The sequence below is a fragment of the Christiangramia echinicola DSM 19838 genome (genome assembly GCF_000423065.1).
In the GTDB taxonomy this organism is placed as follows: domain Bacteria; phylum Bacteroidota; class Bacteroidia; order Flavobacteriales; family Flavobacteriaceae; genus Christiangramia; species Christiangramia echinicola.
Genome location: NZ_AUHG01000011.1, coordinates 347,120 through 373,048, shown reverse-complemented (window position 1 = coordinate 373,048; position 25,929 = coordinate 347,120). Strand labels below are relative to the sequence as shown.

Below are 25,929 nucleotides of genomic sequence, written 5' to 3'. Positions count from 1 at the left end.
CAAAATAAACAATTGAAAATGAGAGTGATAATTAATTATTCCGGAAGTTTTTCAGCTACCATATTTACAAACTGATTTACCCAATACTCATACATTAAACCACTAGGATGTAATCCATCACTGGCTACTAGCTCAGGATTTTCTTCAGCATCCCTGGAGATTGGAGTAATATTATAAAAAGGCACATTAAATTCAGCCGCAACTCTTTTGAAGATAGCATTAAACCTATCTATCTCAGCACTTATCTCTTCCTGCCTGGCAGAACCAAATGGAGTGTATCCATAATCTGGAATACTTACGGCAAACACCCCCTGCTCCCTGGTTTTAGAATGATTAATTGCTTTACGGAAAATTGTTCGCAGATCTTCTTCATATTCGGTGATCAATTTCCCCTGGTATTGATTATTTACTCCTATTAGAATAGACACCAGATCAAAATCTCTTTGAACACCTAATTCATTCTCCATCCCTTTTAATAGATCTTCTGTAGTCCACCCAGTTTTAGCTATGATCTTAGGTGGTGCCATTTTATAATTACGATCTCTAAGTTGTTCTGCAAGTTGAACGGGCCATCCTTCAGTTTCTACCACACTTTCTCCAATAGTATAGGAATCACCAAGAGCGAGATAAGTATAATCTGGATTTTCTGGTTCCTGATTATTTTTAACATCTAAAGTAGAATTGCAGGAAAGCAGAATTAAGCTTAAAAATAAAAAGTAGATCTTCTTCATAATAAATTTTTACGCCCTGAAAATAGGGCATTTGAAAATAATTAAAAATAATCCAGAGCGGTTTAGCCTTTTCTTAGCATAAAAAAACCCCGCTGAAAAAAGCGAGGTTTTAATATATCTATTTTCAAACTAATTTTATGCTGCCTTCTTGAACTTAGGATTTATAAATAGTTCCCCATTTTTCAATTTATTCCAGTAGATTTCCATATCTCCTCTTACTTCTGAAGACATGATGTAAAGACCTATAATATTAGGAAATGACATGGCGAGGATCATCATATCTGAAAAACTTAAAACCGCTCCCAGGCTTACTGATGCCCCAACTACAACAAATAATAAAAATAGAACCTTGTAAATAATTTCAGATTTCTTGCTCTGCCCAAATAGGTAGGTCCAGGATCTCATTCCGTAGTAAGACCAGGAAACCATCGTGGAAAAGGCAAAAAGAAATACTGCCAGAGCTAACACTGCAGGAAACCAGGAAATAACACTTCCAAAAGCATCTGCAGTTAATTCAACACCTTGCATCCCACCGTCAACTTCGTGCATTCCAGTGAAAATAAGAACTAAGGCCGTCATAGTACAAACAACCATAGTATCTATAAAAGGTTCCACCAATGAGGTGAATCCGTCTGCTATAGGATTTTCAGTTTTGGTAGCACTATGGGCGATCGCTGCAGAACCAACTCCGGCCTCACTCGAGAACGCAGCCCGCTGAAGACCAATGATAAGTACCCCAATAAATCCACCTTTCATTGCACTAGCTGATAATGCACCATTATAGATCGCGGAAAAAGCGCCTCCAATATTTTCAATATTAACTCCAATTACCACTGCGCATCCCAGGATATATATAATTGCCATTACGGGTACTACTTTTCCGGTTACCCGGGCAATACTGTTAATACCTCCCAGAATTACAGCTCCTACAAGTAGAGCGAATACGATACCGAACCAAAAACCTTGACCCTGTAAAAACGGGATCTGCTCAGATACAATTTTAAAAGCCTGATTAGACTGAATCATATTTCCGCCGCCGAAAGAAGCTCCAATACCAAGTACGGCAAAAAGACCGGCAAGAAATTTCCCCAGACCTTTCATATTTCTTTTCTCCAGACCATATCTAAGGTAATTCATGGGTCCTCCAAAAATTCTTCCGTCTTCATTTATATTACGATACTTAACACCAAGTGTACATTCTGTAAATTTCAAAGACATGGCGAAAAACCCAGCAGTGAACATCCAGAATGTTGCTCCAGCACCTCCTAGAGAGATCGCAACGGCCACCCCGGCAATATTCCCAAGACCCACGGTAGCAGATACTGCGGTAGCCATAGCCTGAAAATGAGTGATTGTTCCGGGCGCATCAGGATTATCAAATTTTCCTCTGGCCAGCTGAATAGAATGTCTGAATCCACGAATATTCACAAATCCAAGTCGCAGGGTAAAAAATATACTCCCCAGAATTAACCAGATAACTATAAATGGAATCGCATTTTTCCTTATATCTCCATTAGGATGATGTAATGGTTGCGGATCGTCATATTGTACCTGAGCGATCATATGAGCATTCTGCTCTATTACATCTCCCTTATCATTAGGATTAAATATTTCTCCTCCTTCCTGAACCAGGTAACTAACTTTCCCCGAGGCATCGGAATAAACATCAATTTCTTCTCCTGAATCACTCGTTACTATGGCAATTTTATCACCTTCAGTTACCTTAACTCCCGCCTTTACAAGCCATTTTGAAAGTGAATATGTATTGCTGGTTGTAGCATCCCAATTTGGGATTGGTATTTCCTTTTCATCTGTATAAACTACAGGATCATAGATCCCAATAGTTGCAAAAGGATCCCAGAATAGTATGCCTCCCAGAAAGTCTACGGCCGGTTGTACTTTACTATTAAATACTTCGGTAATTGAATTAGCTGGTATATTAAAATCCTTTTTAACCTTTCTACCCTCTGAATCTGTAACGGTAACTGAATAATCAAGTCCTTCACTTAATCCCTGAGCTTTTTTAGAATCTAGAGCAACACTTTGCTTGCTCCATTTAAACTGGTATGGTGGCACACCTCCCTCAACCTCTAAACGGGTCTCGCCGTCATTTATTTCCTGGGTGGGATTGATGAGTTTTAAAGAAACTTCTAAATCTGAAGGTTTCTTTTCCTCATTTTGTGCATTTACAGTTAGTGTTAAAAATAGAAATAGACTGGTTACCAACCACGAATTCTTTACCATATAAAAATTTTTCATTAAAACTTAGTGAGGCTTTTATCTAGAAATCAATCCAGATACCCCATCTTTCTCATCCAATCATCATTGTACATTTTCCCGACATACCTGCTTCCATGGTCGTGGAATAAAACAACCACTACATCATCTTTCGTGAAATGCTCCTTTAACTGCAGCAAACCTTTTGCGGCCGCTCCAGCACTATTTCCAAGGAAGAAACCTTCTTCTTTAGAGAGTTTCTGAGTATAAACCGCTGCGTCCTTATCGGTTACTTTAGTAAAACCATCAATTACGTCAAAATCTACATTCTTAGGCAATATATCTTCCCCGATTCCTTCAGTAACATAGGGATAGATCTCCTTTTCATCAAATTCTCCTGTTTCATGATACTTTTTGAATACGGAGCCGTAAGTATCTATTCCCCAAACTTTAATATTAGGGTTTTGCTCTTTTAAGTATTTTCCAACCCCAGAAATAGTCCCGCCTGTTCCTACTCCAACCACAAAATGGGTCACTTTTCCATCTGTCTGTCTCCAGATCTCAGGTCCTGTAGTTTCGTAATGCGCCTCGCGATTGGCAAGGTTATCATATTGATTTACATACCAGGAATTCGGAGTTTCCTCGGCAAGCCTTTTAGAAGTTGAATAATATGAACGTGGGTCATCTGGCTCAACATCTGTTGGACACACTATAACTTCGCTGCCAACAGCTCTAAGAATGTCCATTTTCTCCTTGCTTTGTTTATCACTTAACACACAGATCATTTTATAACCTTTCACGATCGCAACCAAAGCAAGTCCCATTCCTGTATTTCCTGAAGTCCCTTCAATGATAGTTCCGCCAGGCTTTAAAAGTCCTTTCTTTTCAGCATCCTCAACCATTTTCACTGCCATACGATCCTTTACAGAATTTCCAGGATTAAAGGTTTCATATTTAGCAAGTACCAGGGCATCGATCTCCTCAGTGATCTTATTCATTTTCACCAAAGGAGTATTCCCTATAGTACCTAATATATTTTCAGCGTATTCCATTTTCAATTTTTAAGATTGCAAATGTAAAAAATCCTACGGCCTTAATCCAAGGAATCCAGCTGCTTATATTCTGGCAAGAAATTTTACTCGAATTTAATCGCTTTTACCGGTGATATTTTAGAGATAATAACAGAAGGAATCAAAAGCATTAACATACACAATATTAATGTACCAAAATTAACAGCTAGTATGTAATCCCAGTTAAGATAGATAGGAACTTCAGTCACATAATAGGTTCTTGGATCTAGAGGCACCAGTTTGAAATATTTCTGAAGGGCCAGAATTCCAATTCCAATAAGATTCCCCCAGAAAAGCCCAAGGATAATAAGATATCCGGCATTATAAAGAAAGATTTTCCTGATACTCCAATCTCCGGCTCCCAGTCCTTTAAGGATCCCGATCATTTGTGTACGTTCCAGGATCAATACCAGTAAGGCGGTGATCATATTTATCCCGGCAACCAGGATCATAATCCCTATGATAAGAGCAATATTAAAATCAAATAAAGACAACCATTCGAAAATAGAATAGTACTTCTGACTAATTGTTTGTGTATCCAGAAATGAACCTGTATTCTCATAAACTTCATTCCCTTTTTGATCAAGTTCATTAAAATTTTCAACGAAAACCTCGAAATTTCCAACCTGGTCATCTTCCCATTTATTAATACGCTGGATATGCCTTATATCGGCCAGTAAATATAACTCATCAAATTCCTGAAATCCTGATTCGTAGATCCCGGTGATCTCAAATCCTCTTGCCAGGGGGCGCTCACTATCTTCCCTTAAAAAATAAGTAGGAACTTTATCCCCTACTTTTAATTGCAGCCTGTTTGCAAGGTATTGCGAGATCAAGATCTCATCATTCAAATTACTAGAAAAATCAGGGAGTTTGCCGTCAATTAAAAACTCATCAAAATATTCCCAGCTATAATCATCTCCAACCCCTTTCACTATGATGCCTTCAAAATCTTCTTCGGTTCTTATCACCGCGAATTTAGTCGCGACCGCCTGTATATGTTTTATCCCATCTACAGTATTAAATTCAGGATAGAAATCCTGGTTTTTTGAAACCGGAATAAGAGAAACCTTGGAACTATTATTGTCGTAACTGGAAATATTAATGTGGCCATTGAAAGCCGAGATCTTATCCCTTATTTTCTCCTGTAAACCAAGACCGGTAGCAAAAGAAACAAGCATCATGATAACACCAATGGCAATCGCTGTGATCGCTATTTTTATTATAGGCGCAGAAATACTACTTTTATACTTTTTAGCGCTGATTAGGCGCTTTACAACGAAATACTCGAAATTCAATATCCTATGATTAAGAGATTGCTCAAAAGTACATTTTTATTCTTTCTTATCGGAAATCTTTCCTGCGGAAACACGAACAACCAAACAGGTCATCTTTCAAATGACGAAAAACAGATCCAAAAAACAGATTCCATTAATCAGGAAATAATTACTGGTGCAAACAGAACCGATGATTATTTGGATTACCTAAAAAATAAGAAAATAGCAATTGTGGGAAATCAAACCTCCACAATTAAAACTGAAAAGGGTGATCATATCCACCTGGTAGATTCTTTACTGAGCCTGGATATTAAAATAAGTAAAGTTTTTGCTCCTGAGCATGGATTCAGAGGGACTGCAGATGCAGGAGAAGTTGTGAAAAATGGCCTGGATACCAGGACAGGTCTACCTGTATTTTCACTTTATGGAGATAGTAAGAAACCTTCCTCAGAATCTTTAAAGGATATTGACCTATTGATCTTCGATATTCAAGATGTGGGAGCCAGGTTTTACACATATATCTCAACCCTGCATTATATCATGGAAGCCAGTGCAGAAAATAATATTCCTTTATTAATCCTGGACAGGCCTAACCCTAATGGGCGTTATGTAGACGGCCCTGTTTTGGAACCAGAACACAGTAGTTTTGTAGGGATGCATCCTATACCGGTAGTTCATGGAATGACGATTGGAGAATATGCGCAAATGATCAATGGTGAGAAATGGCTGAAAAATGAAGTTCAGTGTGAATTAAAGATCGTTAAAATGGAAAATTATGATCATTCAAAATCTTATTCATTACCGGTTAAGCCATCGCCAAACCTTCCTAATGATAAGTCAATAAACCTATATCCAAGCCTTTGCTTTTTCGAAGGTACCAATGTAAACGCTGGCCGTGGAACTAAGGATCAGTTTCAGGTATTTGGTTCTCCTTATCTTGATAAAGAGCACTATGAATATTCCTATATTCCTGAGCCAATGGCCGGAGCTAAACATCCCAAACACTCAGGTGAAAAATGCTATGGGAAAAATTTACAGGATATAGCAGAATTAAATTCTCTAAACCTTGAATGGCTCATTGAAGCTTATAATCAAACCGAAAATAAAAAGGAGTTTTTTAATTCATTTTTCACTAAACTGGCTGGCACCCAACAACTGCAGCAACAAATTGAATCTGGGATGGCTGTTCAGGAAATAAAGGAAAGCTGGAAAAGTGGTCTGGTAGAATTCAAAGCAATGCGTTCAAAGTACCTGATCTATCAGTAATAAATTGATCTATGGAATCTATAGCTTTTTTTTCGCTTTTAGTATTGAGTGCAATCTTCGTAATAATAATGATCAAAGATCTTATTGAGAATGAAATCAGTTTATTAGCCAAAATAATATGGCTCCTGGTAATTCTTTCTATTCCCTTGTTGGGGGCTACTCTTTATTATATTACTGAAAAGAAACCTCATTAGCACTGAATTTTCACCTCGCCAATCTCCTTTTCATTTCCTCCACGATATTATAAGCTGCCGGACACACTGCCGTATTTCGTATGGTTATATTGGAGATTTTATGAAAATCCTTTCGGTCTGTATGCGGATATTCCCGGCAGGCCTTTGGCCTTTTTTCATAGATGGAACAATAATTATCTGCTCCAAGAAAAGGACATGGAACCTTTTGCAAAACAAAATCATTTTCTTCGTCAAGTCTTAAATAGGTATCGATGAATTCACCAGGCTTCATCCTGAAATGTTTTGCTATCCTTTCAATATCTTTCTGAGTGAATAATGGCCCGGTAGTTTTGCAGCAATTCGCACAGGTAAGACAATCGGTTCTGGAGAATTCATCTTCATGAAGTTCCACCATAAGTGAATCGAGATCTTTTGGGGGTCTTTTCTTTAGCTTCGAAAAGAACTTCCTATTCTCCTTCTTCTTATCTTTGGCCTTTTCAGGTAACCTTTTAAGAATTTCTTCCATTGGACAAAAATAAGGATATATTCGGCACGGCCATTAAGGCATTTTATAAAGAAAATGACCCCACAGATATCATAGTTCATTCGCCAGACTTTGATGATGACATCATTCCTATAGACTATTTATTCAGAGCGTTTGAGGATATGCCCGGAGTTGAAAAAAAAGCCCTGGATCTTTGCAGAGGTAAAGTTCTGGATGTTGGTTGTGGCGCCGGTAGTCATGCATTATTTCTTCAGAATGAAAGAAATCTAGATATTAAGGCTATAGATACTTCGCCTGGCGCAATTGAAATTGCTGAAATAAGGGGAGTGAAAGAAACTGTTTGTCAGAATTTTTACGAGATCGAAAATGAGAAATTCGACACTATTTTAATGTTAATGAATGGTAGCGGTATCATAGGCAAACTAAAAAATCTAAATCTCTTTTTTGAACATTCCAGAACATTATTAAATGAAGGAGGCCAGATATTAATGGATTCTTCAGATCTTATTTATTTATTCGAGGACGAGAAACCAGATCTTGAAAAATATTATGGTGAATTGGAATACAAACTGAGTTATAAAAATGCTGAATCTGATTATTTCGACTGGCTTTATATTGATGCCAGGCTATTAGAAGAAAAAGCGAAAGAGCACAATTTTAGATGTGAAATAATACAGAAAGGAGAGCATTTTGACTACCTCGCTATATTAAATCCGCTCTAACACAGTATTTTTCATATTTTTGAACAATCGATAAATGACATCATGATTAAATTCAGGAAACTACTCTTAGCAGTAACCACCTTAGTATTTGTTTTTTCTTGTACTACCGAAAACCCAAATGAAGCTGACCCAGGAAAATCAGCCAACCTAAAAACATTGGGGTCATCGGCAGGCGATTTGCTAACCGATAGCAAATTCACTTCGATGAATATTGAAATTGTATATGTGGATGGTAACCGACCAACGGATGAAGCAATTAGCAGTTTCAAAAATTTCTTAACTAAAAGAACCTATAAACCAGACGGGATAGACATTAACTTAAGATCTGTTGCTTCTTCTGGCAAAGCACCTTTTGATATTGAGGAAATTGCAGAGATTGAAAGAAATGAAAGGACTGCCTATAATGTTGGCGACGAAATAGCAATCTGGATCTATTTTGCCGATGGTAATAATGAGAAAGATACCAATGAGAAGTTTGTATTAGGATCTGCATTTAGGAACACCTCTATGGTGATTTACGAAAAGACTATTAAAGATTTTGCAAATAGAACTGGAGCTCCAAGTAGGGCAATTATAGAAGCTTCCACCTTAAACCATGAATTTGGTCATTTATTTGGCCTGGTAAATCTGGGAATAGAAATGGTGTCTGAACATGAATACACAGATGGCGATGGGAAAGGTGCACACTGCACAACGCAAGGTTGCTTAATGAATGCTTCTATTGAATTTGGTAGTGGCGTGGTTGACCTTGTAAATGGAACTGGAGTTCCTGAACTGGACCAGTTGTGTATTGATGATCTGCAGTTTGCCGGCGGAAAATAAATTGACAGTCTATAAAATAAAAAACCCGGAGAGTTTCTCCGGGTTTTTTATTTAGTGGTAATTATTATTATTCAAAAATATCTGCATCCAAATAATCTGGTACTCCATCTTCATTCTTATCTCCTAACTCCTCTTTTGTAAGTTTACCATCACCATCATCATCTGCATCAGAAAAATTCGGTATTCCGTCGCCATCAGTGTCGTCATTAAATAGATTTCCATCTCCATCAAGATCTTCCATGAATGACGAAATCCCGTCTCTATCGTGATCTGCCTCATTCACTTTAAACATATTTACCGCAAATATAAGTGGTGAATAAGCCGGTATTTCTCTCTGTGGTGAATTGAAATAACCCAAACCTGACGGCATAAAAATAGCACCAATTCCGTAGTCATTATTCCATGTAATCGTATTGTCAGAATTGGTTACAAATCCTGAAGCTGCAGCAAATTCTTGCAATCCTTCTGCAAATCCTTCAACCGGCCCTGGAACTAATGAAGTACCAGCAGCTGTAGATTGATAGTATGAAGGTAAACTAAACCATGTAGGTGATTTCAACCTGCTATCAAAAACATTACTATTTAGCAACTCACCTTCATAACCTACGAAAGTTGAATCTGCGAAGGTTGGCTTTTCACCTTCACCTTCCCTAACAACCAAAACATATAATTGCTGATCTACTCCCTGATAGTTAACTGTTTTCGTAATTAGCTTCTCAGATTCTATAATTGGAGTCTTATCCTGATTCTCTCCTGCAATCGTATCTAACTCTAATACATAATCGAAATCTTCTGCCGGGTTCTCAAACTCCTCATAATTGTAAAAATGAGTTGTAAGATATTCAATTAAGGCTTGATCATCTTCAATCGCCTGTTCGCCTCTATCTCTAGGAGGTGTTGGTTCAGGACCATCATCATCTTTATCACATGAAAAAACAAGAAATGCTGTTACGCAAATCATGATTATTTTGTTTAATCTCATCAGAATTTTATTTTGGTGCCGCAAGATACAATAATCTTGTATTTTTGCTTCATTATGAACGCTGATTTAGAGGTCAAATTATGAGAGTTGATAAGTTTTTATGGTGTGTTCGTTATTTTAAGACCCGTAGTATAGCAACTAACGCTTGCAAACAAGGAAAAGTTAGACTGGGTGATGAGATCTTAAAACCTTCAAAAGAAGTATTTCCTGGCGACAAACTACGGGTAAGAAAGAACCAGATAAATTATGAAATCGAAGTACTGGACACTCCCAAGAGTCGTGTAGGAGCTAAACTGGTAAACCTTTACATTCATGATATTACCCCTAAAGAAGCTTTTGAAAAACTTGATCTACTAAAATACTCTAAAGACTATTATCGTAAAAAAGGGACGGGCAGGCCTACAAAAAAAGATAGGAGAGATATTGACGATTGGTTTGAAAATGCTGCAGACGAAATCAAAAAACCAAAAGAAAAAGAAGATGAATAATGATTTTTGGTCTCACCGATACAAAGAACAAAACACCGGATGGGATATTGGCTACGCCTCTACTCCTATCAAAGAATACATAGATCAGCTTAAAAATAAAGAACTTAAGATCCTTATTCCCGGAGCAGGAAATTCTTATGAGGCGGAGTATCTATTCAAAAAAGGATTTCAGAATATAAGCGTCTGCGATATCGCCCAGGAACCTTTAGATAATTTAAAAAACAGACTGCCTGACTTTCCAGAAGAGAAAATTCTGAATAAAGATTTTTTTCAATTAGAGGAAACATACGATCTCATCCTTGAACAAACTTTCTTTTGCGCTATTCCCGTAGCGAAAAGACAGAATTACGCTGAAAAATCCCGGGAGCTACTGAATGAAAATGGGAGGATCGCTGGTTTATTTTTTGACTTTGAACTTAAAGAGGATGGGCCGCCATTTGGAGGCAGCAAAGAAGAATATTTAACGTATTTTAGCCCGTATTTCAATATCGATATTTTAGAGAGATGTTACAATTCTATCCCTCCAAGACAGGGTAATGAGTTGTTTTTTAAATTCAGAAAAAAATAAAAGATGAAGAATCCTCATCCAATTTTAAATCAGGAAGAAATCAAACATAAAATACGTCGTATTGCTTATCAAATCTATGAAAGCAGTATGGAGGAAAATGAAATAATAATTGCTGGAATTGCCAGAAACGGATTTATTCTAGCACAAAAGCTGGATAAGGAATTAAAGGATATTTCTCCTCTAAAGACTACACTTTGTGAAGTAAAAATAGACAAGAAGAATCCTTTAGGTGAGATAAAAACTTCTCTTGCTCCTGAAACCTATGAAAACAAGGCCATAATCCTTGTAGACGATGTACTGAACTCCGGGACGACTTTGATCTATGGAGTTAGACATTTTCTCAAAGTACCTTTAAAACATTTTAAAACAGCTGTGCTTGTAGACCGAAACCATAAAAAGTATCCGGTTAAAGCAGATTTTAAAGGGATCTCCCTTTCTACTTCACTAAGTGAAACTGTAAAGGTTATTTTTGAAGAAAATAATGAAAGAGTAGAGTTATACTAACTTACCCGAAATCTCATCGATTATCTGCTGTGCAGACTTATTTTCGCAGTTCATAATATGATCACTCTGATTATAGTAAAATCCTCTTTCAAACAGATGCTTTCTTATAAATTCTTCAAGTTTCTCCCTGTTTTCCAGATGACTTATCATGGGCCTGTGATCCTTTTCAAGAGATAAACGTTCGGTAAGACTCTCAATATTCCATTTTAAATAAAAGGAAACGATATCCTTATCATTTTTAATTAGCTCCATATTGGTTCCATAGCAAGGTGTGCCTCCGCCAAGGGAGATAACTGCCGGTTTTTTACTATTTACCAACTCTTCAAGAACTTTCCTTTCCAGTTTCCTGAAATATATTTCACCTCTCTTTTCAAAAATTTCAGAAATACTGGAACCTTCTCTATTTTCAATAACTTCATCCATATCCAGAAATTCCCGACCTGTTTTTTCAGAAAGTTGCTTTCCAAGGTAAGATTTGCCCGAACCCATATATCCTAATAGAAAAATTTTCATGTGTTAATCTGCTTAAAATGAGTGAAAGGCAAAACTATGATAAAATTATAGCAAATAAGGCTTGAAAAATAAATTAATGAATGTATATTTGCACCCGCATTCGCAAAACGACGGATGTTTTTTATTGATCTGGTAGCTCAGTTGGTAGAGCATCTCCCTTTTAAGGAGAGGGTCCTGGGTTCGAGCCCCAGCCAGATCACTAAATAAGTTCAAAATTAGATTTTGTTCTAGATCTGGTAGCTCAGTTGGTAGAGCATCTCCCTTTTAAGGAGAGGGTCCTGGGTTCGAGCCCCAGCCAGATCACTAAAACTGTTTTGATTTTGTTGGGCGAGAAGTTTATCCTGAGCGCAGCCGAAGGAAGCCCCAGCCATATCACTACTAAGTTCTAAACCGGAATAATTCTGGTTTTTTATTACCAGCCTATGGATTTGTTTAATTCATAATCTTTTACCCGGGTGCTGGAATTGGTAGACAGGCATGGTTGAGGGCCATGTGTCCATTAGGGCGTGCGGGTTCAAGTCCCGCTCCGGGTACTACTTTCAAAAATCATCTTTTCATATACTGGCTTTACAAGCCTTTTTTTATGTCTAAATTTATTTTGTTTAAACAATTCTATATTTTTTTAAACATTTTAACATTTCAATAATGAGGTTGCTGATTAATATTGTTTAGATTTGTTTAATCCCTACAATAAAATATGGAACACATTAAGCAAAACTTCAGTATTAAAGACCTTGAGCACCTAAGCGGAATAAAGGCGCATACCATTAGAATCTGGGAAAAAAGATATGATATTCTAAATCCTGAAAGGACAGACACGAATATTAGAACTTATAATGGTGAAAATTTACAAAAGCTTCTAAATATAGCTTTCCTTAATAGTCACGGCTACAAGATCTCCCGAATCTCTAAAATGGAAGAAGAAGAGATCAATAATCTGGTGAAACGTATTTCTGCTTCATCGAGCGAGGAGAATAGAGCTAAAAACTCTTTTAAACTAGCTATGATGAATTTTGATGATCGGCTGTTCCAGAGAACTTATAATAAACTTAGGGAGAAAAGAAGTTTTAGAGAAGTCTTCCATGATGTTTTTCTACCTTTACTTGAGGAAATTGGTTTGCTTTGGCAGACAGATACTATTAAACCTATCCATGAACATTACATTGTAGAACTGATCAAACAAAAGATCTACCTGAATATAGCAGATCTACGTGCTGAAGTTCCAGAAGAAGATGACCCAAAACTTTATGTCCTGTTCTTACCAGAAAATGAAATCCATGACGTAGGTATACTTTACTTAAATTACGAATTGCTTAATGCAGGTAAAAACGCGATCTATTTAGGGCCCAGTCTTCCGTTAGATAACATGGATTATCTAATGAAGCTACATGAGAACCTGGTTTTTGTTAGCTACCTTACAATTACGCCAGTAAACACAAATGTCCACGAATTTATTTCAGATTTTCAGGATAAGATTTGCCAGGAGAAGAACCATGAATTACTTCTTTTTGGTCAGCGTACCAAGGAAGTTCAGAGGAATGATCTATCTGAAAATGTAAAAGTACATTCTTCTATTCTGGATTTTATAAATACCCTATAACCCCGCACAATGTCCCAAAAAATTAAAATAATCGGTTCCGGTTTTTCAGCACTGGCTGCTTCATGTTATCTGGCTAAAGCTGGTTATGAAGTAGAGGTTTACGAGAAGAACGCTACCGTAGGTGGTCGCGCAAGGCAATTAAAAAAAGATGGATTCACCTTTGATATTGGCCCTACCTGGTACTGGATGCCAGATGTTTTTGAAAGATTCTTCGCTGATTTCAATAAAAAACCTTCAGATTACTATCAACTTGAAAAATTAGACCCGGCCTATAAGGTATTTTTCGATCAGAATGATTCTGTAATCATCCCAGGCCGTCTCGATGAGATCTATGAAAATTTCGAAAAAGAAGAACCTGGCAGTTCAGTAAAGCTAGAGAAATTTATTAGCAAAGCCCGGGATAATTATGACATCGCAATTAAAGACCTTGTTTACCGACCTGGAGTCTCTCCATTGGAATTAGTCTCCCCACAAACAGCTACAAGGCTGGGTAGGTTTTTTACAAATATCAGCAGCGAGGTTAGAAAAGAGTTTTCTAATAAAAAACTGAGACAGATCCTGGAATTTCCAGTTTTATTTCTGGGTGCAAAAGCAAGCGACACTCCTGCATTTTACAGTTTCATGAATTATGCAGATTTTGGACTGGGAACCTGGCACCCGAAAGGCGGAATGTATAAAGTTATTGAAGGGATAAAAGATCTGGCAGAATCACTCGGAGTAATTTTCCACCTGAATTCACCGGTAGAAAAAATTATCACCGAAAAAGGTAAAGCCAAAGGTTTAATGATCAATGGCCAGGAACATTATGCCGATATTGTCCTTAGCGGAGCAGATTATCACCATTCTGAACAATTATTACCAGAAAAATTGCGACAGTATTCACCAGATTACTGGCAGAAAAAAACATTCGCCCCTTCTTCACTTTTATTCTATGTAGGCTTCGATAAGAAATTAAAAAATGTCACCCATCATACTCTATTTTTCGATAGTAATTTTGAAGCGCACGCTAAAGACATATATGATGCCCCAAAATGGCCAGAAGATCCATTATTCTATGCTAGTTTTCCTTCTGTGACAGATGATACCTGCGCACCAGGCGGTAAAGAAGCTGGAATATTCCTTATTCCACTGGCACCAGATCTTGAAGACACGCCAGAGTTGAGAGAGCGCTATTTTAATATTATACTAGACCGTTTCGAAAGAATTACCGGACAGGAAATCAAAAACAATATTATATTTAAAGAATCCTTTTGTGTAAATGACTTTAAAGAAGAGTATAATTCATATAAAGGCAACGCATACGGAATGGCGAATACGCTCTTCCAGACTGCTTTTTTAAGGCCAAAAATTCGGAGTAAAAAAGTTGAACACCTCTATTTTACGGGACAACTAACCGTTCCCGGACCCGGAGTCCCACCTTCCTTAATTTCTGGTAAGCTAGCGGCAGGTCTAATTGAAAAAAATGAAAGAAAATAATATGAAAGCCATTTTTGACATCGTATCAAGGTCGTGCAGCCGAACAGTGACTAACTCGTACAGCACTTCTTTCTCCCTTGCCACTAAAATGCTCGCTCCTTCCATTAGGCAGGATATATATAATATTTACGGATTTGTAAGATTTGCAGATGAAATTGTAGACACATTTCACGACTACAATAAAGAGGAGCTTTTTGAAGATTTTGAGAAAGACTTACATAAGGCAATAGAAGCCAGAATTTCATTAAATCCTATCTTAAACTCATTTCAGGAAACTGTTCACAAATATGGCATTCAAAAAGAACTATATAATGCCTTTATGAACAGTATGCGTTTAGATCTCCATAAATCTGAGTACCTAAGTATAGAAGAATATAAGCAGTATATTTACGGTAGCGCAGACGTAGTTGGCCTAATGTGTTTAAAAGTTTTTGTTCATGGTGACAATTCAAAATATGAGGCCCTTAAAAGAAGTGCAATGAGTTTAGGCTCGGCCTTTCAAAAAGTAAATTTCCTTAGAGATCTGAAAGCCGATTATGACGACCTTAGCAGAAGTTATTTCCCAAATGTAGATCTGTCACAATTGAACGAAGTTAATAAACAACATATAATAGACGAGATCGAAGAAGATTTTAAAAATGGCTTAAATGGTATTGCCCATTTACCTGTAGAGGCTAAATTTGGAGTTTATACCGCTTATATTTATTATAGAAAATTATTACAAAAATTAAAAAGTATTCCTTCTTTAGAAATAAGAAAGCGAAGAGTAAGAGTTCCTAACTACCAAAAGGCCGGGCTTCTTGCAAAATCTTATATTTCTTATAGATTGAATCTTATATAAATGAATACAGAAATGGATATTTTGTTGTGGATAGTTGTTTTTCTCGCCACCTTCATGATGATGGAAGGTATGGCCTGGTTTACGCATAAATATGTAATGCATGGCTTTCTATGGAAACTACACAAAGACCATCACAGAAAGGATCATAGTAGCTGGTGGGAAAGGAACGACCTTTTCTTCGTTTTTTATGCCCTGGTAAGTATTGGATGCTTTCTTCTATGGAGATATGAAGATGTATGGATAGGCCTGCCAATTGGCCTTGGTATCCTTGCATACGGGATCACCTATTTTACGGTACATGATATTTTCATACATCAGCGTTTTAAGATCTTTAGAAATGCTAGTAATAAATACGCCAAAGGAATAAGAAGAGCTCATAAAATGCACCATAAACACCTGGGAAAAGATGATGGTGAATGCTTCGGAATGCTTTTCGTTCCTTTTAAATACTTCAAAAAATAATATTAATTTTTCTATTAAATGAGAACGCCAGATTATTACTACGTCATTGTAGGGGGTGGTATGGCTGGCCTGCAATTAGCCTTAAGAATTAGTGAGGATCTTTTTTTTAAAGGAAAGAAAATCGCCATAGTAGAACCTGAAGCCAAAAAAGTTAATGATAAGACCTGGTGCTTCTGGGAAGAAAATTCTGGTAAATGGGATCATTTAGTTCATAAAAGCTGGAAAAATGGAAAATTCATTTCTTCTGAAATAGAAAAAGATCTTGAACTTTCTCCTTATAGCTACAAAATGCTTCGGTCTATAGACTTCTATAATTTTGCTAAGGCAAAACTTGAAACGAGCAAAGACATTTTTTTTATCCAGGATGAGATCGAAAGGATTGACCAGGTAACCCGCACTGCAATAGGAAAGGAAAAAGAATATACAGCAACTCATTTTTTTGACAGCCGCCCTCCTACCGATTATAAAGAATCTGAAAAGCACAATCTCATATATCAGCACTTTAAAGGCTGGTACATTCAGACCGAAAAAGAAGTTTTTGATCCAGAAAGCTTTACCATGATGGATTATCGCATTAAACATAAAGATTCTTCCAGTTTCACTTATGTTTTACCCATATCTGCCACGGAAGCACTGGTAGAATTCACTTTTTTCACGCCTTACCTTACTGAAGAATCCACCTATGATAATCTTCTTAATCGATATCTCAGGGAAATCTTAAAAATTGACTCGTATGAAGTCATAGAGGAAGAGTCTGGCATGATCCCGATGACAGACTACCCTTTTCACGAGAAAAGCTCTAAAAAACTAACTAAAATTGGAACTGCAGGCGGTTGGGTTAAGGCTTCTTCGGGTTATTCTTTTAAAAACACTGAAAAAAAAGTTGACCAGATTCTAGAGAATATTAAAAGTGGGTTTAAACCTTCTGAAGGTCTTGTGAGCAAAAAATATAGAAAATACGACTCTATTTTCCTTAATGTTCTTACCAACAGGAATGATCTAGGAGAATCATTGTTCACCAAATTCTACACAAAGAATTCTATTCAGGATATCTTCAGATTCCTAGATGAAGACACAAAACTTTCTGAAGATATAAAGATCATGCTTTCTATTTATCACCCTGAGTTCATCAAGGCTTTTTTCCGGACCCTGTAAGTTACTCCGCTATCAATTCGTCCAGTGTTTCACGAAAGCTCTCGCTATTCCAGTCTGCAGATCCAACTTTATCTATAACGATACTACCATCTTTAGATATCACGTAAGTTGTAGGCAGAGTTCGTCCATCCATAGGTTCTGGAGCCTTTGTTCGCATTTTATAAGAAGGTAAAGTAAACCTCTTTCGTTTCATGTAATTATCTACCGTTTCATGCTGTTCGCCTGAAACAAAAAGAAAAGTCACTTTATCCTGATAATCTACATACAACTCCTGGAAGCTTGGCATTTCTGCAATGCATGGAGGGCACCAGGTCGCCCAGAAATTTACGACGATCACTTCATTCTCGAATTCAGAAAATTCTACGCGCTTACCCCTTACATTTTCAAGCACCCAGTTATAATCTGCAATTTTCTCCCGGTCATCTTCGTCATTCACAGAAGGTGCAAAGGAGATAAGCTTATTTACAAATATCTGAATAGGTTTTCTGGTCTGCGGAATGACCATAGCCAGAATTATGACGATAATTATAATATTAGACCACTGGTTTTTAAACAATTTCATCTTTCTACTTCTTAGCAGTAAAGAAATAAAAAATAATCTCCAGTCTCAAGTCTTTTAGCTACTTCTTAGCCTCGGTTAAGGCATTAAGTTTTTGGTTCATATTGAAAAGTTCATTTTTCAGAACCTCAATGCTATCTTCAAGACTTTGCATTTTAGCTTTCCCTTCAATATTCTGATTGCTGATTAGAACATTACTTATCTTTCCTCTTATCATCAGCATATGTTTAATATCCTTCTTTTTTAGCTTTTCTCCCGTCCTATGTAAGTCACTATCATTTTCAGCAAGGAAATACTCTACATCTTCATGCTTTTTCAGTCTTTTAACCTTAACCCCATCAACAGTAATTATAACAACTGCTGAACCATCCAGAACTTTGTCATAATCGCTATGAACTTGACATATTAGAACATCTCCGGGAAAAATGGTAGGCGCCATACCTTCCCCTTCCACCTGAAACATGGTTTGATCCTTAGTGGGATCAAAACCAGGAACACGAAACCAGTCTTTTATATCAATAAGTTTTTCATTTTCAATAGAATCTAAAATCTTCTGATGGACGCTGGTACGAAATAGCGGTATAAAACCAGTATCCCTGCCTATTTTTATATAATTCTTTTCTCCTGTAAGTATAAAATCTGTAGAAACGTTATATAGCCTGCTTAATTTAATAATATGGTCTGAGACTATACCATTCTGGGAGTTCTCGATTAAAGAATAGGCGGCCTGGGAAATGAAAAGAATTTCAGCTATATGAGTCTGAGAGAAATTATTTTCTAATCGTAATTTCTTGATTCTTTTCCCTATGTCAACCCTGTTATTCATGCGGTATACACTTTTTATGATCAAAGAACGGACATCCCTTTATTTTGAGGACACTTTATAATTACAAATAATATTTACGGTTATACCTATAATTTTTAATCGTATTGAATCTTTTTAAACCGAATTTAATAAAGCTTATTTTTAAGTCTTGCCTAAATTTCATCTTATGGTAAACTCGTATTCTCTTATATCTCGTTTGTATCAGCTGAGCTGCTGTAACAAAAATATCATGAGTTTATATGAAGGTTTAAATCTCGATGATAATGATTACCGGAAGACAATTTGCGATGAAAGGATGGAAATGAGAAAAAAAATTAAAACCGAACTTAACAAAAGCATCTATAAGGTACGAAATGAAAACTACTCTGATGCAGAAAAACCGGTAATATATTTAATTTCAAACGCTATTTATGGCGGCTACTCTTTTATGCTGTTCTGTCAAAGAAAAGACTGGGATGGATTACGTAGCTGTGAATTACATAATCTCAATTCATACTATACGGCCCTGTATACTCCAGGAGCTCCAAAGTTGATCATTGATACCCTTTTAAAACAAAAGAATAAAATTGAAGATCATATAATGACAGAGGTATGATAGCTTATTACTAGACTTGCATACTTAATTCTAATAAGTATTATTGGCTATAGATTTTTGGGGGCATATGGCTAATAAAAGAAGCCTCAGGAAATAATCCTGAGGTTTTTTATTTGGCATAGAATCTTATGTATTCTAAGCTGCGTCTAAAAAACCCAAGGCTTCCAAATAATTCATAATTATACATCATCAACGGGCTTTGATCTATAATTTTTAATTATATTTAATCGAAAGTAGTTCCATCGGTATAGCGTTGTAGGGATAAACCGGTGCATTGGAAAGAATAATTCTCAAAAATAAAAATGAGTTCAGGCTTTGCAAAATGAGTTTCTGCTTTTTACTGGTTATTAATGAAAAATAAGCAGTAAAAAACCTCCAGATTCAGAAGAACCTGGAGGTTTTTATTTATTCAAAAATAAGCTAAGATTAATTAAGCCGCGTTTTGCTTCTTGATAAGATTAAGTGCAGATCCGTGCTTATACCACTCAATTTGAGGAGCATTGTACGTATGATTAGCCTTAATTGTATTCTTACTACCATCTGCATGAACGATCTCTATCGTTAATGGCGTATCTGGAGCAAAGTTTTCAAGATCTACAAAATTAAAGGTATCGTCTTCCTGGATTAGATCGTAATCACTTTCATTAGCGAAGGTAAGACCTAACATTCCCTGTTTCTTAAGGTTTGTTTCATGGATACGTGCAAAAGATTTCACCAATACCACCTTAACACCTAAATGTCTCGGCTCCATGGCGGCATGCTCTCTGGAAGAACCTTCACCGTAGTTGTGATCTCCCACTACTACTGTTGGAATTCCTTCTTTCTTGTATTCTCTCTGTACTGCCGGTACGCCATCGTACTCACCAGTAAGTTGATTCTTAACAAAATTCGATTTCTTATTGTAAGCGTTGATTGCTCCGATCAAACAGTTGTTCGAAATATTATCTAGGTGACCTCTGTAACGCAACCATGGTCCTGCCATAGAAATATGGTCTGTAGTACATTTACCCCATGCTTTGATCAATAACTTAGCACCGGTAAGATTCTTACCATCCCAAGGTTCGAAAGGCGTAAGCAATTGAAGTCTTTCACTATCTTCAGCCACTTTAACTTCTACACTACTTCCATCTTCATTTGGAGCAACATATCCAGCATCCTCAACAGCAAAACCTTTCGTAGGAAGTTCAATTCCCTGAGGTTCGTCTAGCATTACTTCTTCACCATCCTCGTTCATCAACTTATCACGGGTTGGATCGAAATCAAGTCTACCGGAAATTGCAATTGCAGCAACCATTTCAGGAGAACCTACAAAGGCGTGTGTATTTGGGTTTCCATCTGCACGCTTAGAGAAGTTACGGTTGAAAGAGTGAACGATCGTGTTCTTCTCTTCACCTTTTCTATCTGAACGATCCCACTGACCAATACATGGTCCACAAGCGTTTGTAAAGATAGTTGCATCAAGATCTTCAAAGATTTTAAGCAATCCATCTCTTTCAGCAGTAAATCTAATTTGCTCAGATCCCGGGTTGATCCCGAAGTCTGATTTAGCTTTTACTTTCTTATCTACCGCCTGTTTTGCGATAGAAGCCGCTCTGGTCAAATCTTCATAAGAAGAGTTCGTACAGGAACCAATTAGACCCCAATCAACATTGATTGGCCAGTCATGCTCCTTAGCTTTCGCTCCCATTTCAGAAATAGGAGTTGCAAGATCTGGAGTAAACGGTCCGTTTAAGTGAGGCTTCAATTCATCTAAATTGATCTCGATCAATTCATCAAAATACTGCTCTGGGTTTGCGTATACTTCATCATCACCAGTTAAGTGCTCACGTACTTCATTCGCTGCATCTGCAACATCTGCACGGTTCGTAGCTCTCAGGTAACGCTCCATAGAGTCATCGTAACCAAAAGTAGAAGTAGTCGCTCCAACTTCAGCACCCATATTACAGATAGTACCTTTACCTGTACATGATAGGTTACGTGCACCTTCACCAAAATATTCTATGATTGCTCCGGTACCACCTTTAACGGTAAGTATACCTGCAACTTTTAAGATCACATCTTTAGAAGAAGTCCATCCAGATAGTTTTCCGGTTAACTTCACTCCAATAAGTTTAGGGAATTTAAGTTCCCAAGGCATTCCTGCCATTACATCAACTGCATCTGCTCCACCTACTCCAATAGCAACCATTCCTAATCCACCGGCGTTCACCGTATGAGAATCGGTTCCAATCATCATTCCACCTGGAAATGCATAGTTTTCAAGAACAACCTGGTGAATAATACCTGCACCCGGTTTCCAGAAACCAATTCCGTATTTGTTTGATACTGATTCCAGAAAATCAAAAACCTCACTACTACTCTTGTTTGCAGATTGCAAATCTATCGCAGCTCCCATTTTCGCCTGGATAAGGTGATCACAATGCACAGTTGTAGGAACAGCTACCTGTTTCTTACCTGCCTGCATAAATTGTAATAATGCCATTTGCGCGGTCGCATCCTGACAAGCAATTCTATCCGGAGAAAATTCTACATAATCCTTACCTCTTTGGAATGCTTCTTTAGCACTCCCATCCCACAAGTGAGAATAAAGGATCTTTTCTGAAAGCGTCAAAGGTTTACCAACAACTTCACGCGCTGTATTCACACGTTCAGCCATGTGGCTATACACCTTCTTAATCATATCAATATCGTATGCCATATTCTGTTTAATTTATGTTCTAAAAAAGTCTTGCAAAAATAGGGATTTTAAAGGGATTTTGAAAATTCCAAGCAATACTCAGAATTTAGTATAAATAATTTCTGAAATTATAATTTAGACCACTAAAAATTCAGTAAAAAACAATTTAAGGGTGTAAAATTGAGAATTTGGTAATTTTATTTAAATCTGCGGCCAGATTTAAATTTATTATCCTCCAGGTGGATCAGGTTTTTTCTTCTGAAAATATAAACGACAGGAGCAAAAAACGGAAGTAATATCATAGACAAAATCCAGAAGGTTTTGTCACGAATTTTATTTCTGATCATATCCACTAAAATTATAAGCCAGAAAATAAATAGAATGATATTGGAGGTCCAGATCATTATCTCACTACCGGTTTCGCTTAAGTTCAAGACATTAGCGAAGAAAGAAGCACCCCAAAACAAATAAAAAACAACACTAATCAGGATTTTATAACGGAGAATAAATTGCATCAAATTAAAAAAGCTTTTTAATAAGCTCCTCTTCCGTAATGCCTTCGGCCTCTGCTTTGTAGTTTTTAATAATTCTGTGACGAAGTATCCCAAACGAAACCGCCTGAACATCTTCTATATCCGGAGAAAATTTCCCATTGACCGCAGCATGCGTTTTTGCAGCCATAATAAGGTTTTGAGAAGCTCGTGGTCCTGCGCCCCAATCAACATAATTCTTTATAAGATCTGGCGCTCCATTTAAAGGTCTGGTTTTACCAACTAATCTTACTGCGTATTCCACTACATTATCTGGAACCGGGATTCTGCGAATCACATGTTGAATATCTGATATTTCATTTGCTGTAAACAAAGGATTCACCGTTTGGAATTCATCTGAAGTCGTGGCTTTTACGACATCTACCTCCTCTTCAAAACTTGGATAGTCCAGTTTTATGGCAAACATAAACCGGTCTAACTGTGCTTCTGGTAAAGGATATGTTCCTTCCTGCTCTATAGGATTTTGAGTAGCCAGCACAAAGTAAGGTAGATCAAGCTTGTAGTGATGACCTGCAACTGTTACCGCTCTCTCTTGCATCGCTTCTAAAAGCGCAGCCTGAGTTTTAGGCGGTGTTCTATTGATCTCATCTGCCAGTAGAATATTTGTAAAAATAGGTCCCTTTATGAATTTGAATTTTCTATTCTCATCCAGGATCTCTGATCCAAGAATGTCACTGGGCATGAGATCTGGTGTAAACTGGATCCTTTTAAAATTTAAACCCAGGGCCTGGGCGATGGTATTTACCATTAAGGTCTTTGCCAACCCAGGCACCCCGATTAATAATGAATGACCACCTGAGAAAATAGAGAGCAGGATCTGGTTTACTACCTCATCCTGACCTACAATAACTTTTGCGATCTCTCTTTTAAGATCACGATGTTTATCTACTAATTTTTCAACAAGTGCTACATCAGACATTTTATATTTTAGTTTTTAACCCAGTCGCTCGTATACTCACAATCACGATATTTACCATTCACTTTAATATAAGTGTCGGCAATCTTCTCTTTCTGCCATTTTTCAATAGCATCTAATTGCTTGTCACGAAGGGCAAGTTCTTTTATTTTCTGAAAATCTGTAGCATAATCTGCTTCATGCTCAGCTATTTTCTTAGTCACTTTAATTATTTTGAACTGAGGTCTACCCGTTCTATCTTTTTGAGTTAATACTGGTGAAAGTTCTCCTTCATCAAGATCTTCTACCTGCTTGAATAATTCAGGGTCAATTTTTGTCAATTCGAACCTGGTATCTCCGGTACGGGGATTAATAAGCTTTCCACCATCATTTTTAGTTTCCTCTTCATCTGAAGCTTCTTTCGCCGCTTCAGCAAATTCGATATCCCCTTCAACTATTCTATTTCTGATGGTATCAATCTCTGCTCTTGCTTTTTCTACGGAAGCATTGGTAACATCAGGAATTAAAAGTATATGTCTTAATTCTACTGTTTGCCCGCGAATCTTATCAATTTGAATGATATGATATCCAAATTCGGTTTCGAAAGGTTCACTAATTTCAGTTTCCTGAAGGCTGAAAGCAACATCTTTAAATTCTTTTACAAAAGGATCTTTTCTAGTCAAAGTAACTCTACCTCCATCTGAAGCCGTTCCCGGATCCTGAGAATAAAGCACTGCTTTTGTAGAGAAGCTTGCTCCATTTTCCTCGATATCAGCCTTAAATTCATTCAGCCTGTCTATTATTTTTTTCTTTTCTGAGGCAGGGATTTCCGGCTCTATAACAATCTGGGAAAGTTCTACCTCTGTTCCAAACATTGGTTTTTCTTCCATCTTGTTATAATACTGTCTAACCTCTTCAGGAGTAATTTCTATCTCCTCGATGATCTTTTGCTGCATTCTTTGAGTCAACTGGCTTTGCTTGGTAAGATCGAAAATCTCCTGTCTAAGCTCAGCTTCACTTTCTTTATTATAGAATTCCAGGATCTTCTCCATAGAACCAGCCTGTTGAGTTAATCCCTGAAGTCTTTGATCTACGATCCCGTTGATCTGCGCATCAGGAATAATGATACTATCCTGGATGGCATGGTGAGCGTAAAGTTTGTTCTCCATTAAAGAACCTGCAAGATTACAATCTGTAACATCTCCAGTAGACATCCCCTGGCTCTGCATATCTTTGTACATAAGATCGATATCACTATCCAGAATGATATATTCCCCAATTACTGCTGCAATTCCATCTACTTTCTTACGCTGATTACCTTGCTGGCTTTTCTCTACTTTTTTAACTTCAGCATCCGGCTGAATGGCGGTACTATCTGTAACGATCACTTCCTGAGCATATCCAAAAGAGGAAAGCATAACACCGAAGCCTACTAAAACAGGTTTAATTGATAATTTCAAATTCATTATTCTTAATTGCATCTTTAGTAATATCTTTTTCTAATTCTTTAATTAACGCTTGCTTTCGCTTATTCAGCAAAATCTCGCGAATGGTTGCCGAAGCGTATTCTATAGGCGCCTGCTCATTTCGGCTTAGAACGTCATTTACGTACACAAGATACACATTTAGCGAATCCTGCAATTCCATAAAATTAGATTTCTTAAGCAAGCTTGCTCTGTCTTCCACAGATAGTGGACCAATTTTATCATATACAGATTTGGTTTTTACCCAAACCGAATCATTCATCGAATAATTCTTGAACTGAATAGCCATATTCAAAAGATCCTGTTGATCTTCATCATTGAACCTGATAATCTTTTTCTTAATATCATCCAGGTTATTACTATTCTTGGCCATGTTAATATACCTGAGTTTAACCAGGTCTTCGTTGAGAATAAAATTCTCCTTATTCTGTTCATAATATTGCTGAACGTCCTCACGATTTAAGGTAGTATCCAAATCCCTGGAAACTACAGCATCTGTATAGGCATTTGTATACAGCTCATTCCTGTAATTATTCACCAGTTCGTTAAACTCTATCTGCTGGGACTGCGGCAAATTCAACTCTGCGCGGTCTATTAACAATTGCTGGGTAGCCCATCGAGTGATATAATTTGAAACTATGATCGAGCTGTCTTCAGAAGAGGTGTTTTCATTGATCAAAGCCTGAATATCGCTTTCATATAAATAAGAATCATTCACCCTTACCACCACTTTACGATCATCAGATTGCTGAAAATATTCGCAGCTATAAAGGACCAGCGAAAAAAGAAATAAAATAAATCTGCTAAAATTTCTCTTCAAAATCAATTTTTTTAGCATCTCTCAATTTGAATGCCAGAAGAGATGTTACCTTATCATAAAATCTCTATCCGGGCAAAAATAAGAATTAGTTAAGGTTCTGCAAGCTAAAGGCATAACGAAAACTGCAGATTTAAATTATAAATTTCTAAA

General features: G+C 37.0%; 27 protein-coding genes and 3 tRNA genes. 16 read left to right on the top strand and 14 right to left on the bottom strand.

Annotated elements, in window-relative coordinates:
- Positions 1–35: 35 nt before the first annotated feature.
- The 4 genes from G530_RS0106795 to G530_RS0106780 form a co-directional block, all read right to left on the bottom strand.
- The gene (locus G530_RS0106795; protein ID WP_026933812.1) at positions 36–731 is read right to left on the bottom strand and encodes an SGNH/GDSL hydrolase family protein; all 696 of its coding nucleotides are present in this window, start codon (positions 729–731) and stop codon (positions 36–38) included.
- Between the two features lie 135 nt (positions 732–866).
- Positions 867–2,975 (bottom strand): amino acid carrier protein, encoded by a 2,109-nt coding sequence (locus G530_RS0106790; RefSeq protein WP_026933811.1) that lies wholly within the window; start codon positions 2,973–2,975, stop codon positions 867–869.
- A 44-nt stretch (positions 2,976–3,019) separates the two neighbouring features.
- Positions 3,020–4,000, bottom strand: a complete 981-nt coding sequence (locus tag G530_RS0106785; RefSeq protein WP_026933810.1) for a PLP-dependent cysteine synthase family protein — start codon at positions 3,998–4,000, stop codon at positions 3,020–3,022.
- 83 nt (positions 4,001–4,083) lie between these two features.
- The gene (locus tag G530_RS0106780; protein ID WP_026933809.1) at positions 4,084–5,316 is read right to left on the bottom strand and encodes an ABC transporter permease; all 1,233 of its coding nucleotides are present in this window, start codon (positions 5,314–5,316) and stop codon (positions 4,084–4,086) included.
- A 6-nt stretch (positions 5,317–5,322) separates the two neighbouring features.
- On the opposite strand from G530_RS0106780, the gene G530_RS0106775 reads away from it, so the two are divergent.
- Both G530_RS0106775 and G530_RS17930 read left to right on the top strand, forming a co-directional pair.
- A complete protein-coding gene (locus tag G530_RS0106775) occupies positions 5,323–6,561 on the top strand; it encodes an exo-beta-N-acetylmuramidase NamZ family protein (RefSeq protein ID WP_026933808.1) in 1,239 nt (412 codons plus the stop codon).
- An 11-nt stretch (positions 6,562–6,572) separates the two neighbouring features.
- Complete coding sequence (locus G530_RS17930) at positions 6,573–6,755, top strand: PLDc N-terminal domain-containing protein (protein ID WP_026933807.1); 183 nt, start codon at positions 6,573–6,575, stop codon at positions 6,753–6,755.
- 10 nt (positions 6,756–6,765) lie between these two features.
- Here G530_RS17930 and G530_RS0106765 read toward each other — a convergent pair whose 3' ends face one another.
- Complete coding sequence (locus G530_RS0106765) at positions 6,766–7,260, bottom strand: YkgJ family cysteine cluster protein (RefSeq protein WP_026933806.1); 495 nt, start codon at positions 7,258–7,260, stop codon at positions 6,766–6,768.
- Here G530_RS0106765 and G530_RS0106760 point away from each other — a divergent pair.
- Positions 7,260–7,961, top strand: coding sequence for a class I SAM-dependent methyltransferase (locus G530_RS0106760; protein WP_026933805.1), 702 nt, complete (start codon positions 7,260–7,262; stop codon positions 7,959–7,961). The two genes, G530_RS0106765 and G530_RS0106760, sit on opposite strands and share 1 nt — an antisense overlap.
- A gap of 204 nt (positions 7,962–8,165) precedes the next feature.
- A complete protein-coding gene (locus G530_RS0106755; protein WP_240472133.1) occupies positions 8,166–8,783 on the top strand; it encodes a hypothetical protein in 618 nt (205 codons plus the stop codon).
- A 67-nt stretch (positions 8,784–8,850) separates the two neighbouring features.
- Here the strand turns inward: G530_RS0106755 and G530_RS16630 are convergent, their stop codons facing one another.
- Complete coding sequence (locus tag G530_RS16630) at positions 8,851–9,765, bottom strand: FKBP-type peptidyl-prolyl cis-trans isomerase (protein ID WP_035715978.1); 915 nt, start codon at positions 9,763–9,765, stop codon at positions 8,851–8,853.
- A gap of 80 nt (positions 9,766–9,845) precedes the next feature.
- Between G530_RS16630 and G530_RS0106745 the strand changes: the two genes are divergently transcribed.
- Genes G530_RS0106745 through G530_RS0106735 form a run of 3 tightly spaced genes read left to right on the top strand, consistent with a single transcriptional unit; the run spans position 9,846 to position 11,325 of the window.
- Positions 9,846–10,253 (top strand): RNA-binding S4 domain-containing protein, encoded by a 408-nt coding sequence (locus G530_RS0106745; RefSeq protein WP_026933803.1) that lies wholly within the window; start codon positions 9,846–9,848, stop codon positions 10,251–10,253.
- A complete protein-coding gene (locus G530_RS0106740) occupies positions 10,246–10,821 on the top strand; it encodes a class I SAM-dependent methyltransferase (protein ID WP_026933802.1) in 576 nt (191 codons plus the stop codon). The genes G530_RS0106745 and G530_RS0106740 overlap by 8 nt, the downstream gene beginning before the upstream one ends.
- Positions 10,822–10,824: 3 nt before the next feature.
- On the top strand, positions 10,825–11,325 hold the full coding sequence (locus G530_RS0106735) for a phosphoribosyltransferase family protein (RefSeq protein WP_026933801.1): 501 nt from the start codon (positions 10,825–10,827) through the stop codon (positions 11,323–11,325).
- On the opposite strand, the gene G530_RS0106730 is transcribed toward G530_RS0106735, so the two are convergent.
- Positions 11,317–11,838 carry a shikimate kinase gene (locus G530_RS0106730; protein WP_026933800.1) on the bottom strand — a complete coding sequence of 174 codons (522 nt, stop codon included), beginning with the start codon at positions 11,836–11,838 and terminating at the stop codon, positions 11,317–11,319. The genes G530_RS0106735 and G530_RS0106730 overlap by 9 nt on opposite strands.
- Before the next feature lie 126 nt (positions 11,839–11,964).
- Between G530_RS0106730 and G530_RS0106725 the strand changes: the two genes are divergently transcribed.
- The 8 genes from G530_RS0106725 (at position 11,965) to G530_RS0106690 (ending at position 17,372) form a co-directional block, all read left to right on the top strand.
- Positions 11,965–12,037, top strand: a tRNA-Lys gene (locus G530_RS0106725).
- A 31-nt stretch (positions 12,038–12,068) separates the two neighbouring features.
- Positions 12,069–12,141, top strand: a tRNA-Lys gene (locus G530_RS0106720).
- A 146-nt stretch (positions 12,142–12,287) separates the two neighbouring features.
- Positions 12,288–12,371: transfer RNA gene (locus G530_RS0106715), tRNA-Leu, on the top strand.
- Positions 12,372–12,535: 164 nt separating this feature from the next.
- A complete protein-coding gene (locus G530_RS0106710; RefSeq protein ID WP_026933799.1) occupies positions 12,536–13,438 on the top strand; it encodes a MerR family transcriptional regulator in 903 nt (300 codons plus the stop codon).
- Positions 13,439–13,447: 9 nt separating this feature from the next.
- The gene (locus G530_RS0106705; RefSeq protein ID WP_026933798.1) at positions 13,448–14,914 is read left to right on the top strand and encodes a phytoene desaturase family protein; all 1,467 of its coding nucleotides are present in this window, start codon (positions 13,448–13,450) and stop codon (positions 14,912–14,914) included.
- Position 14,915: 1 nt separating this feature from the next.
- Complete coding sequence (locus tag G530_RS0106700; protein WP_026933797.1) at positions 14,916–15,755, top strand: phytoene/squalene synthase family protein; 840 nt, start codon at positions 14,916–14,918, stop codon at positions 15,753–15,755.
- 12 nt (positions 15,756–15,767) lie between these two features.
- Positions 15,768–16,217 carry a sterol desaturase family protein gene (locus G530_RS0106695; protein ID WP_026933796.1) on the top strand — a complete coding sequence of 150 codons (450 nt, stop codon included), beginning with the start codon at positions 15,768–15,770 and terminating at the stop codon, positions 16,215–16,217.
- An 18-nt stretch (positions 16,218–16,235) separates the two neighbouring features.
- On the top strand, positions 16,236–17,372 hold the full coding sequence (locus tag G530_RS0106690) for a lycopene cyclase family protein (RefSeq protein WP_026933795.1): 1,137 nt from the start codon (positions 16,236–16,238) through the stop codon (positions 17,370–17,372).
- A gap of 1 nt (position 17,373) precedes the next feature.
- Here G530_RS0106690 and G530_RS0106685 read toward each other — a convergent pair whose 3' ends face one another.
- Together G530_RS0106685 and G530_RS17280 are read right to left on the bottom strand one after the other, a co-directional pair.
- Entirely contained in the window at positions 17,374–17,934 is a 561-nt protein-coding gene (locus tag G530_RS0106685) for a TlpA family protein disulfide reductase (RefSeq protein ID WP_026933794.1), read from the bottom strand.
- Between the two features lie 58 nt (positions 17,935–17,992).
- Complete coding sequence (locus G530_RS17280; protein WP_051199725.1) at positions 17,993–18,757, bottom strand: XRE family transcriptional regulator; 765 nt, start codon at positions 18,755–18,757, stop codon at positions 17,993–17,995.
- 229 nt (positions 18,758–18,986) lie between these two features.
- Between G530_RS17280 and G530_RS0106675 the strand changes: the two genes are divergently transcribed.
- On the top strand, positions 18,987–19,352 hold the full coding sequence (locus tag G530_RS0106675; protein WP_026933793.1) for a hypothetical protein: 366 nt from the start codon (positions 18,987–18,989) through the stop codon (positions 19,350–19,352).
- 430 nt (positions 19,353–19,782) lie between these two features.
- On the opposite strand, the gene G530_RS0106670 is transcribed toward G530_RS0106675, so the two are convergent.
- The 5 genes from G530_RS0106670 to G530_RS0106650 all read right to left on the bottom strand — a co-directional run bounded on the left by G530_RS0106670 (position 19,783) and on the right by G530_RS0106650 (position 25,779).
- Positions 19,783–22,050 (bottom strand): aconitate hydratase, encoded by a 2,268-nt coding sequence (locus tag G530_RS0106670; protein WP_026933792.1) that lies wholly within the window; start codon positions 22,048–22,050, stop codon positions 19,783–19,785.
- A 176-nt stretch (positions 22,051–22,226) separates the two neighbouring features.
- Complete coding sequence (locus tag G530_RS17955; RefSeq protein WP_479690730.1) at positions 22,227–22,433, bottom strand: PLDc N-terminal domain-containing protein; 207 nt, start codon at positions 22,431–22,433, stop codon at positions 22,227–22,229.
- Between the two features lie 115 nt (positions 22,434–22,548).
- Complete coding sequence (locus tag G530_RS0106660; RefSeq protein ID WP_026933791.1) at positions 22,549–23,499, bottom strand: AAA family ATPase; 951 nt, start codon at positions 23,497–23,499, stop codon at positions 22,549–22,551.
- 8 nt (positions 23,500–23,507) lie between these two features.
- Positions 23,508–24,956 (bottom strand): peptidylprolyl isomerase, encoded by a 1,449-nt coding sequence (locus G530_RS0106655; protein ID WP_026933790.1) that lies wholly within the window; start codon positions 24,954–24,956, stop codon positions 23,508–23,510.
- Entirely contained in the window at positions 24,919–25,779 is an 861-nt protein-coding gene (locus tag G530_RS0106650; protein WP_026933789.1) for a hypothetical protein, read from the bottom strand. Before G530_RS0106650 ends, G530_RS0106655 begins: the two co-directional genes overlap by 38 nt.
- Between the last annotated feature and the right edge of the window lie 150 nt (positions 25,780–25,929).